Below are 14,907 nucleotides of genomic sequence, written 5' to 3' on the forward strand. Positions count from 1 at the left end.
CGGCTCGTGCGAGCTCGCTCAGCGCGCGATCAGGTTGATTGCCGCCTGCCAAGTCTCGCGATAGGCGTCGAGACCTGGGATCAGAGCCGCGGCCACGGCTGTGGGCATCGCGATGGGATAGGCGGGCGGCCAATCCGCCAGCATTGCGGCGCCGCGGGCTGTGCCTGCGGTATCTCGCGCTGCAAAGACAGGCTGCTGCGGCCGCAAGGCGCCAAGCGTCTGGCAGAATGCGAGATTGCCGGCGAAGCTTCCTTCGACGATGAGATCGCCATTGATGGCTCCCATGCGCGTGAGCATCAGGTCTGTGACAAGCGCGCAATACAGCGTCGCCAGTGCGCTCCGATCGCGCGGCTCGACGTCACCACGGATCGCGCCCTTGGTCGCCGCATAAGGTCCGCCCTGACCGGAGAAGCAGGGCAGGGCGATGGTGCCCGAGGCGATGATGCGCGCGATCGCCGCAAGATCCGGATTGCCGCTGCTGCCGGCGATAGCGGCATATTCGCGTCCACCCATGAAGCGGCCACAGGCAGTCGGCCGGCCGAGCGCGTCGACATTGGCGAGCGTGTCGTCACGCGGATCGAGTTGATCGAGCGAAAGCCCGACGCACATCAGGATCACCCAGGTGCCGGTGGAAACGACCGTGAACGGCGCTGGACGCGAGACGAGATAGGGCAGCAGCGACGCGTTAGAATCGTGGATGCCGCAAACAACCGGCGTTTCCGGAGCGAGGCCCGTTACTGCGGCGATGTCGGGTCTGATCGGGCCGAGCCGATCGAAGGCACGGCGCAGCGGCGGAAGCAGGTGACCGACGCCGAGCGCCTCGACCAGGCTCGAAACACGCCCCTGCCGCGGCATCCATAGATCAGTGTGGGCCGCGAGCGAGGTGACTTCCGAGACCGCGACGCCGGTCAGGCGCCAAGCCCAATATTGGGGATAGGGGACGAAATACTTTGCCGTTGCGAACAGATCCGGACAGCGCCATTTCTGGTAGGCGAGCTGTCGCCCGAGATTGAGGCCCCCAGGCACTTTCGGAGACAGGCTCTCCACGAATGGCGGACGGATCGCCGCATAGTCCGGTTCGATTGCATCGACGTCCGGCCATTCGTAGTCCATCACCGGCGCGGCGAGGTCGCTCGTGCCGATCAAGGCGCCGGCCGCACCATGGGCCGTCGGGACCAGCGCATCGATGTCGTGGGCGCGGGCCGCATCGCGGAGTGCGTCCAAAAGAAACGTCCAGGCGCTGTCGACATCTTCATGCGGATAGGGCAGTCCCGGTACGATGCGGTTGGGCGCGGATGTCTCCCAGAGCAGCCGGCCCTGCGCGAACAGCGCCAGCTTCAGGTTGGTCTTGCCGACGTCGAGCACCGCGACCGTTTGGCTCATCGTTCAACACCGTGGTGCACGCACCGACATAACTGGCCGCAGATGTCCCGGCCGCACTACGCAGCCGGGACGCCGGAAGCGGCGATCAGAAATCGAAGTCCTTGATGTTCTGCTTGGTGAAGATGAAGGGGGCCCCGAGCAGAATCTCGCTGCCATTGACGACGTTCAGCTTGCCGAGTTTACCGGCGTCCACCGACGCCGCGCCGGGCTTCAATTTGCTGTCCACGACGGCGCGCGCGACGTAGGTCGCGGCATAGCCGAGATCGACTGGGTTCCACAGCACCACCGACTTGACGCAGTCGGCGTTGACATAGGGCTTCATCGCGTTCGGCGTGGCCAGGCCGACGACCGCGACCTTGCCGCAGAGTTTGGCCTTGGTCACGGCTTCCGCTGAGGCCGGTGTCGCGACGGAGGTCATGCCGAACAGGCCGGAGAGCCTGTCACCGTATTTGTTGATCAGCGTCGTCGCCTGGTTGAAGGAGAGGTTGTTGTCCTCCTGCGCCTCGACCGTCTCGAGCCATTTCAGCTTGGGATGGCACTTCTCGGCGTAGGCCCACATTTCGGCGATCCATCGCGCCTGGTTGGGGGTCGTAAACGTGGAAGTGACGATCGCAAAACCCTTGTCCTCGCCGGCCTCCTTGGCCATCGAGTCGATCATCGCCTTGGCGATGCCGTTGAATTCGGCCTGGTTGACGAACCATTCACGCGCATCCGGCGTGGAGTTGGCATCGTAGCCGATGACATGGATGCCCTTCGACAGCGCTTTCTTCAGCACGGGCGCGATCGCCACTGGATCATTGGCGGCGAACAGGATGCCGTCGACGCCGCTCGTGATGTAGTTGTCGATGAACTTGATCTGCTCGTCGATCTTGGCTTCGGTCGGGCCGTCGGTCTTCACGGTGACGTTGCCGAGTTCCTTGGCGGCGTCCTGCATGCCTTTCGAGGTGGCGTTGAAATAGCCGATGCCGATCAGCTTCGGCACATCGACCAGCGAGATCGGCTTGCCGGCCTTGTCAGGGGCGTTCGTCGGCTGGCCGCCGTCATACGGCTTGGCCGCGGCAGGAGCGGCGGCTTCGCCGGCCGCGCAGGCCAGCGGATTGACGGGCAGGTCGTCCGCCCCATCCCATCGCTTGTCCGCCGCATTGGCCGTCCCGGCCAGCAGCGTCGCGCCGAGCAGCGCTCCAGCTAATCCGAGTCTCATGCTCTTCCTCCCATTCTGACGCCGCTTTCCGCGGCTTGAAGCCCCTTCAGACGCCGTCGCGGCGCCTCTGGAGCGAACTCGCAACGAGGGTCGAAAGGATCAGCACCGTACCGATCACCACGATGGTCGCATCACCCTTGACGCCGGTCAGGGCGAGCCCATCCTTGAGAAGCTGGATCATCGCGAGCCCGACGACCGTGCCCCAGATCGAACCGACCCCGCCGAAGATGCTGGTGCCGCCGAGCACCACCGCCGCGATCACGTCGAGTTCGTAGCCGCTGCCCATGTCGGAGCGCGTGGTCGTGACCCGCGAGACCAGAACCACCGCAGACAGGCCGGCCATCAGACCCGACAGCGTGTAGATGATCAGCTTGGTGCGATCGACCGGCAGGCCGGAAAAGCGCGCCGCGATCTCGTTGTTGCCGATCGCATACAGCGTCCGACCGAAGGTGGTGCGATCGAGCGCGATGCCAGCGATCACGATCGCGATCAGCAGCAGCCAGAGCTGCGCCGGAATGCCGAACAGGTTCTCCTGTCCGATGACATAGAACCATTGCGGATAGCCGCGCACCGAACGCGCCTGGCTGATGCCCTCCGCGAGGCCGCGATAAAGCGCGAGCGTCGCGATGGTCATGATCAACGGCGGCACCTTCACGCGGGTGATGACGAGCCCATTGAGGAAGCCGGCCGCGGCGCCGACCAGCAGCGAGAAACCGATCGCGACCGGTAGCGGAAAGCCAAAACTCTTCCAGGAATAGCCGAGCAGGATCGCGCAGAGACCGACGATCGAGCCGACCGAGAGATCGATCCCGCCGGTGATGATGATGAAGGTCATCGGCAGGGCGATCAGACCAACCTCGGTCGTCAGGCGACCCTGATTGAGCAGGTTGTCGAGCGTCAGGAAGCGATCATTCAGCGAGCCGAGCACGACCAGTGCGACCAGCAGGATCGCCGCGAGCATGGTTTCGTGGCGCAGCAGCCACCAGGGTGCGGCGCGCCTTGCGATGGGTGGCAGCGGGATTTCGCTCATCGCGCTCATGCTCCGGCCATGCGCCGGCGGCGCAGGATATCGGCGATCACGGTTGCGAGGATAAGCATGCCCTGCACGGCGCGGATCCAGTACGGCGACAGGTCGATGAAAACCAGGGCGCTGGCGATCTCGGCGATCAGGACCGCTGCGAGCGTCGAGCCGATCACGGTGCCGACGCCGCCGAGGATGCTGACGCCGCCGACCACCGAGGCGGTGATGATGGTCAGTTCGAGGTTCGGCGGCACCGTCGACTGAATGACCCGGAGCTGCGTCGCATACAACAGCGCTGCAACGCCGGCGAACAGTCCGTGCAGCGCAAAGACCATCACCACCGTGCGCGGCTGCGAGATGCCGCACAGCCGCGCCGCCTCCGCATTGCCGCCGACCGCGTAGATGGCCCGGCCCGGCGCCGAATCATGCATCCACCATGCGGCGAGGATGGTCGCTGCGACCATCAGGAACACCGGCATCGGCACGCTGCCGAGCAGCTCGAGATCGGCGAGATGGAAGCTGTCCGGCAGGTCGGTGATCCATTTGCCGCCGGTCACGCTGATCAGCCCGCCCTTGAGGATCGAGAGCATGCCGAGCGTGACCACGATCGCGGGAATGCGCAGATAGGCAATGACGGCGCCCTGCAGGCCCATGATGAGGATTCCCGCCGCGAGCGGGGCGAGCCACGTCACGATGATCGGCACGCCCTTCACCGCCAGGGTGCCGCTCAAGGTGGCCAAGACGCCGATCAGTGCGCCGACCGAAATGTCGATATTGCCGGAGATGATCACCATCGACATGCCGATCGCGGCGACCGCGATGTAGGCGTTGCCGAGCAGCACGTCGGAGAGGTTGCGGGCGGCGAGAAAGCGCGGGTTATAAAGACCGACCGCGATCGCAAGCCCGATCACCGCGATCGCGAGTAATGCCTCTTGCGAGGCGAGCGCTTTCAGGATCCGCCGCGGATCGGCCCTGGAAGAAGACACGGTCATGACACTCATGCCGCTTGCTCCACGCTCTTGCGGCTGCCCATCATGGCGGTCCCAACCGTCTCCTGGGTCGCCTCCGCCCGCGAGAACTCCGCGACAATGCGGCCCTCGCGCATGACGAGGACGCGATCGCTCATGCCGAGGACTTCCGGCAGCTCGCTCGATATCATCAGCACGGCCAGCCCCTGCGCCGCCAGTTCGCCCATCAGGCGATGAATCTCGGCCTTGGCGCCGACATCGATGCCGCGCGTCGGCTCGTCCAGGATAAGCAGCTTCGGCTGATTGGCCAGCCACTTGCCGAGCACGATCTTCTGCTGGTTGCCGCCCGACAGCTTGCCGGCGACCTGTTCGAGCGAATGGGTCTTGACCGCGAAGCGTGCGACGCCGTCGGCGGCGAGCCTGCGCTCCGAGGTGCGATCGATGAAGCCGGCGAAGGCGACCTTGGCCAAGGCGGCGAGGCTGAAATTCTCGCGTACCGTCATCGGTCGCACCAGCCCTTGCGTGCCGCGGTCCTCGGGGACGTAGGCGATGCCGAGCGACCGTGCCTGGGCCGGCGAGCGGATGTCGACCTTCCGACCTGCGATCCGGATCTCGCCGCCTTCGGCCGGCGTGACGCCGAAGATGATCTGCGCCAGTTCGCTGCGGCCCGAGCCGACCAGTCCGGCCAAGCCGACGATCTCACCGGCTCGCACATTCAGCGAGACTGTCCTCGTCAGCGGCCGGCGTTCGAGATCGATCACCTCCAGCACCGGCTCGCCGATCGGAACGGCGATCTTCGGGAACAGGCTCTCGATCCTGCGGCCGACCATCAATTGCACCAGCGCAGCTGAATCGGTCTCGGCAACCGGCTTGGTCGCCACATGGGCGCCGTCGCGCAGCACCGTCACGCGATCGGCGATGGCGAAAATCTCATCGAGCTTGTGGCTGATGTAGATGACGGCAACACCGCGCGCCTTGAGCTTGCGAACGATCTCGAACAGCCGCGTCACGTCATATTCGGTGAGCGCCGCCGTCGGCTCGTCCATGATCAGGATGCGGGCATCCTGCGACAAAGCACGCAGGATCTCGACGCGCTGTCGGTTGCCGACGCTGAGCGAGCCGACGATCTGGTCTGCCTGCAGATCGTAGATCTCGAGCGAGGCGAGCAACTCGTTGGTCTTTTCACGCATCGTTCGCCAATCCACGCGGCCGAATCTGGTGCGCGGCGCGTGACCCATGAAGACGTTCTCAGCGACGGTGAGTTCCGGGAACAGCAAGAGCTCCTGGTAGATGGTGGCGATGCCGGCACGCCGGGCGTCGTCCGGCCGCGCGAGATTGACCGGCTCGCCGTCGACCATCACCTCGCCACGATCGGGCGGAAACACGCCGGAGACGATCTTGATCAAGGTCGATTTGCCAGCGCCGTTCTCCCCTAACAGCGCGTGGACCTCGCCGCTCGCGACATCAAAGGACACGCCGGACAGCGCCCGGACGCCCGGAAACGACTTTTCGATGGCGCGCACCGACAACAGCGGCGCTGCGCGAGTGTCGTCCCGGTGCATCTCCGTCGCCATCGTCATGCGGCCGCGTTGGATTCGGCGGCCGCGTCGACCACGATCACCTCCACGCCGTGTTGGCGCAGCATGTCGATGGCCGTATGCGGCGCCCCAGAATCGGTGACGAGCGCGTGAATGCGCGAGAGCGGGCAGACTACGAGACTGCCACGTGCGGCGAATTTGGAGGAATCGGCGAGCACGATCAGCTTCTCGGCGCGCTTGAGCAGCTTCGATTCGGCGCGGGCGAGCAGGGGATCGCCCTCGATCACGCCGAGCGGACCGATCGAGATCGCACTCATGAACATGCGCGTCGCCGAGTAGTGCTGGATTGCGTCCTCCTCGAACGGCGAGACGATGACGCCCTGCTCGCGATAGATCTCGCCACCCGGCAGAGCGACGCGGCATTTCGAGTGGTGGATCAGGATCTCGGCGAGCGGATATGAATTGGTCAGCACCTTCAGCCGCCGGTCGCGCAGATAGTCGCCCATCTGGTAGGTCGTGGTGCCGCCATTGATAATGATGGTGTCGCCATCGGCGCAGAGGGCGACTGCTGCCTTGGCGATGGTGCGCTTGGCATCGATGTTGAGTGTCTGGCTGACATCGAACGAGCGCGTCGCAAGCGTGACGATATCGCCTGGCGTCGGGTGCGGGGCGGCTAGCGCCTCGAGCCCGCCGCGCACCCTGCTGGCCACGCCCTGTGCGGCGAGGCTCGCGAAGTCGCGCCTCACGGAAGCTTCGGAGGCACCGGTCGCGCGACACGCATCCGCGATGCGCACCAGAGACCGCTCCCGCAACAGCGTCTTGATGACCTGCCAGCGTTCCCGCTCGTGCACGCCGTCATCCTCCCATTTTCTTTTCAGCAAGTAGGTCATGCGTTCGGCAACCGGTCAACTACAAACTTTCATGATCGATCAATATCGCGCTGCATCAATCAAGTTCCGATCTCGCAGCTCGCCGGAGTGATTGACCATGATCGAATGAGTGACATAAGCTGAAAGAAAAACAGGGAGGTTCCCAATGAGAGAGGCTTCGGTCGCGCCTTTGCCCAATCTGTGGGACGACACCGTCGCCGCCGCGCTCGATGAGCCCGGCCAACTGCTGTACCGGTCGAACCTGCTCGGAGCCGATCTGCGCATCACCAATTTCGGCGGCGGCAACACCTCGGCCAAGATCGAGATGGCGGACCCGCTGACGCGCGAGCAGGTTCGCGTGCTCTGGGTCAAGGGTTCCGGCGGCGATCTCGGCTCGATGAAGCGCGACGGCTTTGCAACCCTGTATCTCGATCGGCTGGAGAGTTTGAAACGCCTCTATCGCGGCATCGCGCACGAGGACGAGATGGTGGCATTGTTCAACCATTGCACCTTCGATCTCAATCCGCGCGCGACCTCGATCGATACGCCGCTGCACGCGTTCGTGCCGCGCCGTCATGTCGATCACGTCCATGCCGATGCCGTGATTGCGATCGCGGCCTCAGTCGACGCCGAGCGGCTCACGCGCGAGATATTTCGTGGTCAGCTCGGCTTCTTGCCCTGGCAACGGCCGGGATTCGACCTCGGCCTCAAGCTCGGTGAGATGGCCGCGCGCCATCCGGAATTGGTCGGTGTGGTGCTGGGGGGCCACGGACTCTTCACCTGGGCAGAGACGTCCAAGGCCTGTTATGAGCTGACGCTGCGCGTGATTCAGCAGGCGGCCGACTGGCTCGCTGCGCATGAGCAGCGACCGTCCTTCGGCGGCGCCAAGGTCGAGACGGTCTCGCCGGAGAAGCGCCGCATGGTCGCGGCCCGCATCATGCCGCTGATCCGCGGCAGGATCTCCGGCGACGAACGCAAGATCGGCCATTTCACCGATGCGCCGGACGTGCTGGAATTCGTCAACTCCAACGCGATGGCCACGCTTGCGCCGCTCGGAACATCCTGTCCGGATCATTTCCTGCGCACCAAGATCAGGCCGCTGGTGCTGCCCTATGATCCCGCGCGTGACAATCTCGACGAGGTGATCGCCGGGCTCGACGACGGTCTTGCCGCCTACCGGGCCGACTACGCCGGCTATTACCAACGCTGCAATCATCCGGATTCGCCCTCGATGCGCGATCCCAACGCGGTCGTGTACCTCATGCCAGGGATCGGCATGTTCACCTTCGCCAGAGACAAGGCCACCGCGCGCATCGCCGCCGAGTTCTATGTGAACGCGATCAATGTCATGCGCGGCGCCTCGGGCGTCAGCACCTATGTCGGCCTGGCCGAGCAGGAGGCCTTCAACATCGAGTATTGGCTGCTGGAGGAGGCAAAACTTCAGCGCATGCCCAAGCCGAAGTCGCTCGCGGGGCGCATCGCTTATGTGACCGGCGGGGCCGGCGGCATCGGTGAGGCGACCGTGCGGCGGTTGCTTAGTGAGGGTGCCTGCGTCGTCATCGCCGATATCGATGAGAAGGCGCTGGACGAGCGCGTCGCGGCGATCGTCAAGCGTCACGGCCGCGACGCGGCGATCGGCGTGAAGCTCGACGTGACCGATGAGGCCGCGGTGATCGCCTCGTTCGAAGAGACAATGCGTGCCTTCGGCGGTGTCGACATCGTCGTCTCCAATGCCGGCATCGCCTCGGCCTCGCCGGTCGAGGACACCAGTCTCGGGCTTTGGCAGCAGAACATGGATATCCTTGCGACCGGCTATTTCCTGGTCTCGCGCGAGGCGTTCCGGCTGATGCAGCAGCAGAAGATCGGCGGCGCGATCGTTTTCGTCGCCTCGAAGAACGGGCTCGCCGCGTCGGCGGGTGCTTCGGCCTACTGCGCCGCCAAAGCGTCGGAGATTCATCTCGCCCGTTGCCTGGCGCTGGAAGGCGCGGCGCATGGCATCCGCGTCAACACGGTCAACCCCGATGCGGTGCTGCGTGGCTCGAAAATCTGGGAAGGCGAGTGGCGCCGGCAGCGCGCGGCTTCCAACAAGGTGTCGGAGGATCAGCTTGAAGAGGTCTACCGCGAGCGGTCGATGCTGAAGCGGTCGGTGTTCCCCGAGGACATCGCCGAAGGTGTCTACTTCTTCGCCTCCGACCTTTCGGCCAAATCGACCGGCAACATCCTGAACGTCGATGCCGGCAACGCCCAGGCCTTCACGCGATGAGCGCGCCGTTTTCGATCAGCGCGGATTTCGTCGCAGAGCGCAATGCCCAGCTCGAAAGCGCGACATTGGAGGATTATCACGCGCTTGCGCGCAACCTGGCCCGGCGCGGGGTCGACACTGAGGCCATCGTCGACAAGGTCATGGCGTTCGGGGTCGCGATTCCGACCTGGGGAGTCGGCACCGGCGGCACGCGTTTCGCCCGTTTTCCCGGCCCGGGTGAACCACGCAACGTGTTCGAGAAGATCGACGATTGTGCCGTGATCCAGCAGCTGGCCCGCGCGACGCCGACCATCTCGCCGCACTTTCCGTGGGACAAGGTCGACGACTACGGGGCCTTGCGCGAGAAGGCCGGAGCCCATGGGCTGGCCTTCGATGCGGTCAATTCCAACACCTTTCAGGATCAGCCGAGGCAGCAGCTGTCCTACAAGTTCGGCTCGTTGTCGCATACGGACCGCGCGGTGCGCGACCAGGCTGTTGCTCACAACATCGACTGTATCGAGATCGGCCGCAAGCTCGGCTCGAGGGCGCTGACTGTCTGGATCGCCGACGGATCGAACTTTGCCGGCCAGTCGAACCTGACCGGCGCCTTGGACCGCTATCTTGATGCGATGGCTGAGATCGTCGCGGCGCTGCCCGAGGACTGGCGCGTGTTCATCGAGCACAAGCTGTATGAGCCGGCGTTCTATTCGACCGTGATCTCCGATTGGGGGACGAGCTTCGCCGTCGCTCAGGAACTCGGGCCCAAGGCGCATTGCCTCGTTGATCTCGGACACCACGCGCCCAACGTGAACATCGAACAGATCGTTGCCCGGCTGATCCGCTTTCAGAAGCTCGCCGGCTTCCATTTCAACGATTCGAAATATGGCGATGATGATCTCGACAGCGGTTCGGTCGAGCCGTTCCGGCTGTTCCTGGTGTTCAACGAGCTGGTCGATGCCGAGCGCCGCAAAGCGGCGGGCTTCGCTCCGGCCTACATGATCGACCAGTCCCACAATGTGACCGATCCGATCGAGAGCCTGATTCAATCGGCGATGGAGCTGCAGCGGGCCTATGCGCAGGCCCTGCTGGTCGACCGCACGGCGCTCGAGGCGGCGCAGACGGCGAACGATGCGCTCGGCGCGCATCTCGCATTGAAACACGCCTTCACGACCGACGTCTCACCGCTGCTCGCGGTCTCCCGTCTGCGTGCCGGCGGTGCGATCGCGCCGATCCAGGCCTATCGCGCGTCCGGCTATCGCGCCCAAAAGGCGAAGGAGCGTCCCAATATGGTCGGCAGTTCCGCCGGTATCGTCTAGGCCCGCTCTTCGGAGGCGACCCAGTTTCGCAAGCCATCCAGTGTGCGAAACGCATCCGCAGCATAGCACCGAATGGACGGAGCAAAGGCCTGCATCATGTCTGCAAGCGCATGTCCCGGTCCCAAGTCCAGCACCCTGGTTACGCCCAACTCTGCCAGGGCTTCCAGAGTCGCGCACCAATCGACCGGTCGCGCGATCTGGCGTGCGAGCTTTGCTGTTGCTTGGTTTGCAGAAAAGATGCGCTCGCCATCGCCCCCGGCAAGCAAAGTTCGTCGACTATCGACGGCTGTGCGTTGGCTGGCATCGAGCGCCTGTTGCAGCGGTTCGCAAGCCCGCTCAAGTCGAGACGTGTGCGAGGCCACTCTCACGGCGAGAAGGCCGGTGCGCGCGGCGCCTTCCGCTGCGGCCGCATCGCAAAGATCGATCACATCCTGCTCCGCGCCTCCGACCACGAAGAGCTGATCCGGATTCTTGATCGCGATCTCGCAGCGGTGTTTTTCAAGCAGTCGTTCCAGCCTGCTCCGGTCGAGCCCGCGGACATAACCTAGTCGGCTATCGGGTCCTGCCACTCGTTCCATGAGCCGGGCGCGAACATCCGTCAGTCGCAAGGCCTCTTCCGCCGTCCATATTCCTGCAATGCTCCACGCGGCCATTTCGCCGACGCTGTAGCCTGTGACGGCGGTCTGTTCGGCAAGCAGATCGGCAATGCAGACATGGATTGCCAAAGCTGACGTCACGGTCAGGACCTGGCTCGGTTGGTTCAGGGAGAGTTCGTCCGCGCTTCGCTGGCGGACAAACTCCCGCGGATCTTGTCCAAGATAGCCGGCAGCCGCGGCAAAGACCGGCTCTGCGGCGGGTTGACCTGCGATCAGATCGAAGATCTGTTGCGAAAGGGTCCCTTGTCCGCCGCAGAGCAGTGCAAGCATCAGTGATCCAGCCTATCGACAAACAGGGTCATGGCAAGCAGATCCGCTGAGCCGCCCGGGCTCAGATTGCGCGCCACGAATCCGCGATGGATGGCGACGGCTCGCTTGTGCCACCCGGGAGATCCGACGCCGCCCGTGGCAAGGAAATCAGATGTGCTGTCTTGCGCAAACCGCAATCCCTCCGCTCCGCCCCGATGCAAAAGGTTGGTGTCGGTGACATTGGCGATCAGCGTTATGCAGGCCTGAACGCGAATGGCTTCCTCGTTACCAGGAGCGAGCTTCCGCCCAACATGCAGAGCGGGAAGGCCGATGTCATAGACCGATGGAAAGCCGTGGGCCGCCTCCGCCCTGGCGCCGCCGGCGCCATAGCGGCGCGACGCCACGGCGCCATGGCTGCGAAGCGAGATCGGACCGGACAGGATGGCCTCACCCCAATGTTGTGACACCAAGGCGCCAAGCGGCTTGCGAATTCCGAGGGCGCTCCGACGTCCGGCTGCGGCGCAAAGCAGACCCAGTCCGAAGATCGCGCCGCGATGCGTGTTCACGCCGGAGGTCGCAGCCAACATCGCGCGCTCCGCAGCAACCCCGATCGCACGCAACCGGTTCATGCCGGCGCCTTCGGCGCCCGCGACCGCCAGATCCCGGAAATAGGGTGTCAGGGTGTCTGCACTTCGGCACAGCAGTTCGGCATCCATGTCGCTGTGCGAGCCGTTGTCGATATGGCTCACGAGCCCCGGTTTCGGATAGGTCTCGACTTCGAGCTTCAAGCAAAGCGATGCCAGATCGGCGAGCTGCTCCGCATGGAGCTCGGATCCCGGCAGCGATTGCCATCTCAGCGCAACGGTCATGGAAGCAGACCGCCGAGAAATGCCGCCTTGGTCATGGTGTGGACGACGGTCGGCGCTTTCACGAGCACCTCATCGCCGTCATCGCCCGCCAGCTCGCGCCATTGCACACCGCCCGCCGCCGCAACGATTTCGCCGTCCAGCCGCATCGGCGCGTGTTGGGCAATCTCGGCAATGCGGGAGGGCAGGGTGTTGGCCTGCATGAGTGCCGACACTGGCCAGAGCAGATCGAGGTCCGAGCCTTGCGACAGATACGGCAGGCCGGTGAGATATTGCCAGGCCAGGCTGCCGAAGGTGCGGGTCTCCGGGCAAAGCTCGAGAAGGCGATCGATCGTTGCTCGCCAGGCTGAGGGGGCTGCTGCTGCCGCCTCCGCCAGCAACGGCGGCGGCTTGTGTTCGATGATTTCGCTCGCAGCGAGCGCGATCGCGATGCGCCGCTTGCCGTGCGCGGGCGGCAGCGGCAAACCGAGCGGAATGGTTCCTGCGGTATCGCTGCAACCTGGCCGACGAACAATCAGCGGATGGCCGGCACGCGCCCAGCCCTCGATGACCGGCTCCTTGGCGAGCTCGTGATGCCGGATCATCACCGCATTCCATGCCGCTATCGACGCCTTCACCATCGTATGGCGTTCGAGAGCCTCAACCATGTTGTGACGCCTGCCGTGAGCTCGTTGCGAGTGCGACCACGCGATCAGCGATATCGGCCGCCTTGCGACGTCCGCCTCGTTCGGCCCCGAGTCGGCCGCGATCGTCCTGTGTCGCAGGCCGCTCCAGCACGGCCGCAAGCTGCGGCGCCAATGGCGCATCTGCGTCCCACACGACGTGAATGCCGCCGGTCCGCACCATGTTGTCGAGCCCCGGCGCGAACACCGGCGTCGCTTCCGCCTTGGCCTTCAGGACATCGATCGGAAGCTTGGTCACCCGCGCCATCGAGGGCAGATCCATCACCGCGGGATGCGCACCGGGAAGCGCCACCAGCGTGCCGGTGGCAAGGGCCGTGGCGATGAAGGCACCGGCCGCGCTGCCTCCGTAGAGCAGGCCGATCGTTCGATGTCCCTCCGCTTCCGCCAGCAGCAACGCCTTGGCCAGGTGAGACAGGTACTCGCTCAAGCCGAGCAGCTCGTCGCGCCGGCTCATCCGTTGACTGGCGGAATCCACCAGGAACAGGATCGGAGCCCGGTCGCCAGATCCGATGATCTCGATCACATGCCCTGCAAGCGCGATCGCTTCGTCGACGCCGAGAGGCTGACCGTGCGTGATGCCGAGCACATGGATCGGCCCTCCATCAGGCAGGATCGCCTGTCCGGTGATCGTCGCGCCGGTGGTTTCGATCTCACAGCCGTTCGGGAACAGTCCGGCCAAGATGTCATCGAGCGTCATCGGCATTCTCCCGTTTGTCAGCCGCGCGCCGCACAAACTCCTCGGTTGGAAGTCCAGGAATTTCCGTCGGATTCTCGATGCCGAGGGTTTGCCAGACGTCGATGGCATCGTTGGCGTGGGAAAAGCGCGTCAGACGCCGTTCAAGGCGCTGCTGCTCTGCCGTGAGAAGAGGGAGATCGTAGCGCCCGTTGATCTGGAATGCGCCGATCGCAGCCTGGCGAAACGCCTGCGCCTCATCGTCAACGAATCTGTCGGCGCCGCCGATCAGGTAGCGGTGCTTGCCGCCCATGGTGCGCCAGACCAGAGCGCGGTCGCGCGAGTCGAATTCCTCGACGCCCTTGTTGGTTTCGATGACCTCGGGGCCGCTGACACTGATGCGGCCTTGCTCCGAGATGATCAGACACGAACAGGTGCCGGCGATCAGGCTGCCGCCGCCATAGCATCCGGCGCGGCCGCCGATCAGTCCGACGACCTTGATCCCCGCTCGCCGGGCCTCGATCCCCGCGCGCATGATCTCGGCGATCGCGAGCTCGCCGGCATTGGCTTCCTGAAGACGCACGCCGCCGGTGTCGAACAGGACCAGTACGTCCTCCTTGAGCCTACGAGCCGCGCGCAACAGCCCGGTGAGCTTCGCCCCGTGCACCTCGCCGAAGGCGCCTCCCATGAAGCGTCCCTCCTGCGCGGCGACCAGCACCGATGATCCTTCGAGGCGGCCGCGGCCGATGACGATGCCGTCGTCAAACTGCTCCGGAAGATCGAAGATCGAAAGATGCGGACTGGCTTCGCGCTGCTCCGGCCCGATGAATTCGCAGAAGCTGCCGCGATCGAGCAGCGCCTCGATGCGCTGCCGGGCGCTCGCTTCATACCAGCTCAGTGAAGCCGCATTGGTTTGGGCGGTGGTCATGCTTCGGGCTCCTCGATCATGCGAACGCCTTGCGCAAGCCGTAGCGCCACCGTGTCGGGGCGGGCTCCGCCGTCGTTGATGGAAATGCGCAAGCCGCCGGCAGGGCGGCGGGCGACGAAGTCGCGGACCACGGCTTCCCATACGGCGCCGAACCCATGCGCGGCCGTGGCGATCTCGATCGTGCAGAGATCCGACGGCGCGGCTCGTTCCAGCAAGACCTCCAGGTTGCCCGAGGCAACGACGCCAACGATCGCCTGCTTGCGACTGCCGCCCGCGGATGTCGGCGCGTCCAGTTTGAAGCTGAGCTTCTCCAT

Annotated in this window: 14 protein-coding genes; 2 read left to right on the forward strand and 12 right to left on the reverse strand. The window is 64.8% G+C overall.

Translation table 11 applies throughout. The features are described 5' to 3' along the window. Positions 1-18: 18 nt before the first annotated feature. From ACQR1W_RS15640 to ACQR1W_RS15665, 6 genes are all read right to left on the reverse strand, one after another. Positions 19-1,383, reverse strand: coding sequence for an FGGY-family carbohydrate kinase (locus tag ACQR1W_RS15640; protein ID WP_434851589.1), 1,365 nt, complete (start codon positions 1,381-1,383; stop codon positions 19-21). Between the two features lie 85 nt (positions 1,384-1,468). Then, positions 1,469-2,584, reverse strand: a complete 1,116-nt coding sequence (locus ACQR1W_RS15645; protein WP_434851590.1) for an autoinducer 2 ABC transporter substrate-binding protein — start codon at positions 2,582-2,584, stop codon at positions 1,469-1,471. 46 nt (positions 2,585-2,630) lie between these two features. After that, positions 2,631-3,623 carry an ABC transporter permease gene (locus ACQR1W_RS15650; RefSeq protein ID WP_434851591.1) on the reverse strand — a complete coding sequence of 331 codons (993 nt, stop codon included), beginning with the start codon at positions 3,621-3,623 and terminating at the stop codon, positions 2,631-2,633. Continuing rightward, positions 3,620-4,606 (reverse strand): ABC transporter permease, encoded by a 987-nt coding sequence (locus ACQR1W_RS15655; RefSeq protein WP_434851592.1) that lies wholly within the window; start codon positions 4,604-4,606, stop codon positions 3,620-3,622. Before ACQR1W_RS15655 ends, ACQR1W_RS15650 begins: the two co-directional genes overlap by 4 nt. Continuing rightward, a complete protein-coding gene (locus tag ACQR1W_RS15660; protein WP_434851593.1) occupies positions 4,603-6,153 on the reverse strand; it encodes a sugar ABC transporter ATP-binding protein in 1,551 nt (516 codons plus the stop codon). Before ACQR1W_RS15660 ends, ACQR1W_RS15655 begins: the two co-directional genes overlap by 4 nt. Next, a complete protein-coding gene (locus ACQR1W_RS15665; RefSeq protein ID WP_434851594.1) occupies positions 6,150-7,001 on the reverse strand; it encodes a DeoR/GlpR family DNA-binding transcription regulator in 852 nt (283 codons plus the stop codon). Before ACQR1W_RS15665 ends, ACQR1W_RS15660 begins: the two co-directional genes overlap by 4 nt. A 145-nt stretch (positions 7,002-7,146) precedes the next feature. Between ACQR1W_RS15665 and ACQR1W_RS15670 the strand changes: the two genes are divergently transcribed. Both ACQR1W_RS15670 and rhaI read left to right on the forward strand, forming a co-directional pair. Then, positions 7,147-9,243, forward strand: coding sequence for a bifunctional rhamnulose-1-phosphate aldolase/short-chain dehydrogenase (locus tag ACQR1W_RS15670; RefSeq protein ID WP_434851595.1), 2,097 nt, complete (start codon positions 7,147-7,149; stop codon positions 9,241-9,243). Next, on the forward strand, positions 9,240-10,538 hold the full coding sequence (gene rhaI, locus ACQR1W_RS15675; RefSeq protein WP_434851596.1) for an L-rhamnose catabolism isomerase: 1,299 nt from the start codon (positions 9,240-9,242) through the stop codon (positions 10,536-10,538). Before ACQR1W_RS15670 ends, rhaI begins: the two co-directional genes overlap by 4 nt. On the opposite strand, the gene ACQR1W_RS15680 is transcribed toward rhaI, so the two are convergent. The 6 genes from ACQR1W_RS15680 to mdcC are packed head-to-tail and all read right to left on the reverse strand — an operon-like array spanning position 10,535 to position 14,907. Continuing rightward, on the reverse strand, positions 10,535-11,464 hold the full coding sequence (locus ACQR1W_RS15680; protein ID WP_434851597.1) for an acyltransferase domain-containing protein: 930 nt from the start codon (positions 11,462-11,464) through the stop codon (positions 10,535-10,537). The genes rhaI and ACQR1W_RS15680 overlap by 4 nt on opposite strands. Continuing rightward, positions 11,464-12,312, reverse strand: a complete 849-nt coding sequence (gene mdcB / locus ACQR1W_RS15685; RefSeq protein ID WP_434851598.1) for a triphosphoribosyl-dephospho-CoA synthase MdcB — start codon at positions 12,310-12,312, stop codon at positions 11,464-11,466. Before mdcB ends, ACQR1W_RS15680 begins: the two co-directional genes overlap by 1 nt. Continuing rightward, positions 12,309-12,956, reverse strand: coding sequence for a malonate decarboxylase holo-[acyl-carrier-protein] synthase (mdcG, locus tag ACQR1W_RS15690; protein ID WP_434851599.1), 648 nt, complete (start codon positions 12,954-12,956; stop codon positions 12,309-12,311). Before mdcG ends, mdcB begins: the two co-directional genes overlap by 4 nt. Next, positions 12,949-13,689: a biotin-independent malonate decarboxylase subunit gamma gene (gene mdcE / locus ACQR1W_RS15695; RefSeq protein WP_434851600.1), complete on the reverse strand. Its 741-nt coding sequence runs from the start codon at positions 13,687-13,689 to the stop codon at positions 12,949-12,951. The genes mdcG and mdcE overlap by 8 nt, the downstream gene beginning before the upstream one ends. Then, positions 13,676-14,593, reverse strand: a complete 918-nt coding sequence (locus ACQR1W_RS15700) for a biotin-independent malonate decarboxylase subunit beta (RefSeq protein ID WP_434851601.1) — start codon at positions 14,591-14,593, stop codon at positions 13,676-13,678. Before ACQR1W_RS15700 ends, mdcE begins: the two co-directional genes overlap by 14 nt. Next, on the reverse strand, positions 14,590-14,907 hold the full coding sequence (gene mdcC, locus ACQR1W_RS15705; RefSeq protein WP_434851602.1) for a malonate decarboxylase acyl carrier protein: 318 nt from the start codon (positions 14,905-14,907) through the stop codon (positions 14,590-14,592). Before mdcC ends, ACQR1W_RS15700 begins: the two co-directional genes overlap by 4 nt.

The sequence above is a fragment of the Bradyrhizobium sp. HKCCYLS1011 genome, from assembly GCF_051167795.1.
Classification (GTDB): Bacteria; Pseudomonadota; Alphaproteobacteria; order Rhizobiales; family Xanthobacteraceae; genus Bradyrhizobium.

What these genes read in the sequence shown, in the direction of transcription:
- ACQR1W_RS15640 (WP_434851589.1), bottom strand. Translation starts at nt 1,383, where the DNA reads ATGAGCCAAACGGTCGCGGTGCTCGACGTCGGCAAGACCAACCTGAAG.
- ACQR1W_RS15645 (WP_434851590.1), bottom strand. Translation starts at nt 2,584, where the DNA reads ATGAGACTCGGATTAGCTGGAGCGCTGCTCGGCGCGACGCTGCTGGCC.
- ACQR1W_RS15650 (WP_434851591.1), bottom strand. Translation starts at nt 3,623, where the DNA reads ATGAGCGCGATGAGCGAAATCCCGCTGCCACCCATCGCAAGGCGCGCC.
- ACQR1W_RS15655 (WP_434851592.1), bottom strand. Translation starts at nt 4,606, where the DNA reads ATGAGTGTCATGACCGTGTCTTCTTCCAGGGCCGATCCGCGGCGGATC.
- ACQR1W_RS15660 (WP_434851593.1), bottom strand. Translation starts at nt 6,153, where the DNA reads ATGACGATGGCGACGGAGATGCACCGGGACGACACTCGCGCAGCGCCG.
- ACQR1W_RS15665 (WP_434851594.1), bottom strand. Translation starts at nt 7,001, where the DNA reads ATGACCTACTTGCTGAAAAGAAAATGGGAGGATGACGGCGTGCACGAG.
- ACQR1W_RS15670 (WP_434851595.1), top strand. Translation starts at nt 7,147, where the DNA reads ATGAGAGAGGCTTCGGTCGCGCCTTTGCCCAATCTGTGGGACGACACC.
- rhaI (WP_434851596.1), top strand. Translation starts at nt 9,240, where the DNA reads ATGAGCGCGCCGTTTTCGATCAGCGCGGATTTCGTCGCAGAGCGCAAT.
- ACQR1W_RS15680 (WP_434851597.1), bottom strand. Translation starts at nt 11,464, where the DNA reads ATGCTTGCACTGCTCTGCGGCGGACAAGGGACCCTTTCGCAACAGATC.
- mdcB (WP_434851598.1), bottom strand. Translation starts at nt 12,312, where the DNA reads ATGACCGTTGCGCTGAGATGGCAATCGCTGCCGGGATCCGAGCTCCAT.
- mdcG (WP_434851599.1), bottom strand. Translation starts at nt 12,956, where the DNA reads ATGGTTGAGGCTCTCGAACGCCATACGATGGTGAAGGCGTCGATAGCG.
- mdcE (WP_434851600.1), bottom strand. Translation starts at nt 13,689, where the DNA reads ATGACGCTCGATGACATCTTGGCCGGACTGTTCCCGAACGGCTGTGAG.
- ACQR1W_RS15700 (WP_434851601.1), bottom strand. Translation starts at nt 14,593, where the DNA reads ATGACCACCGCCCAAACCAATGCGGCTTCACTGAGCTGGTATGAAGCG.
- mdcC (WP_434851602.1), bottom strand. Translation starts at nt 14,907, where the DNA reads ATGGAGAAGCTCAGCTTCAAACTGGACGCGCCGACATCCGCGGGCGGC.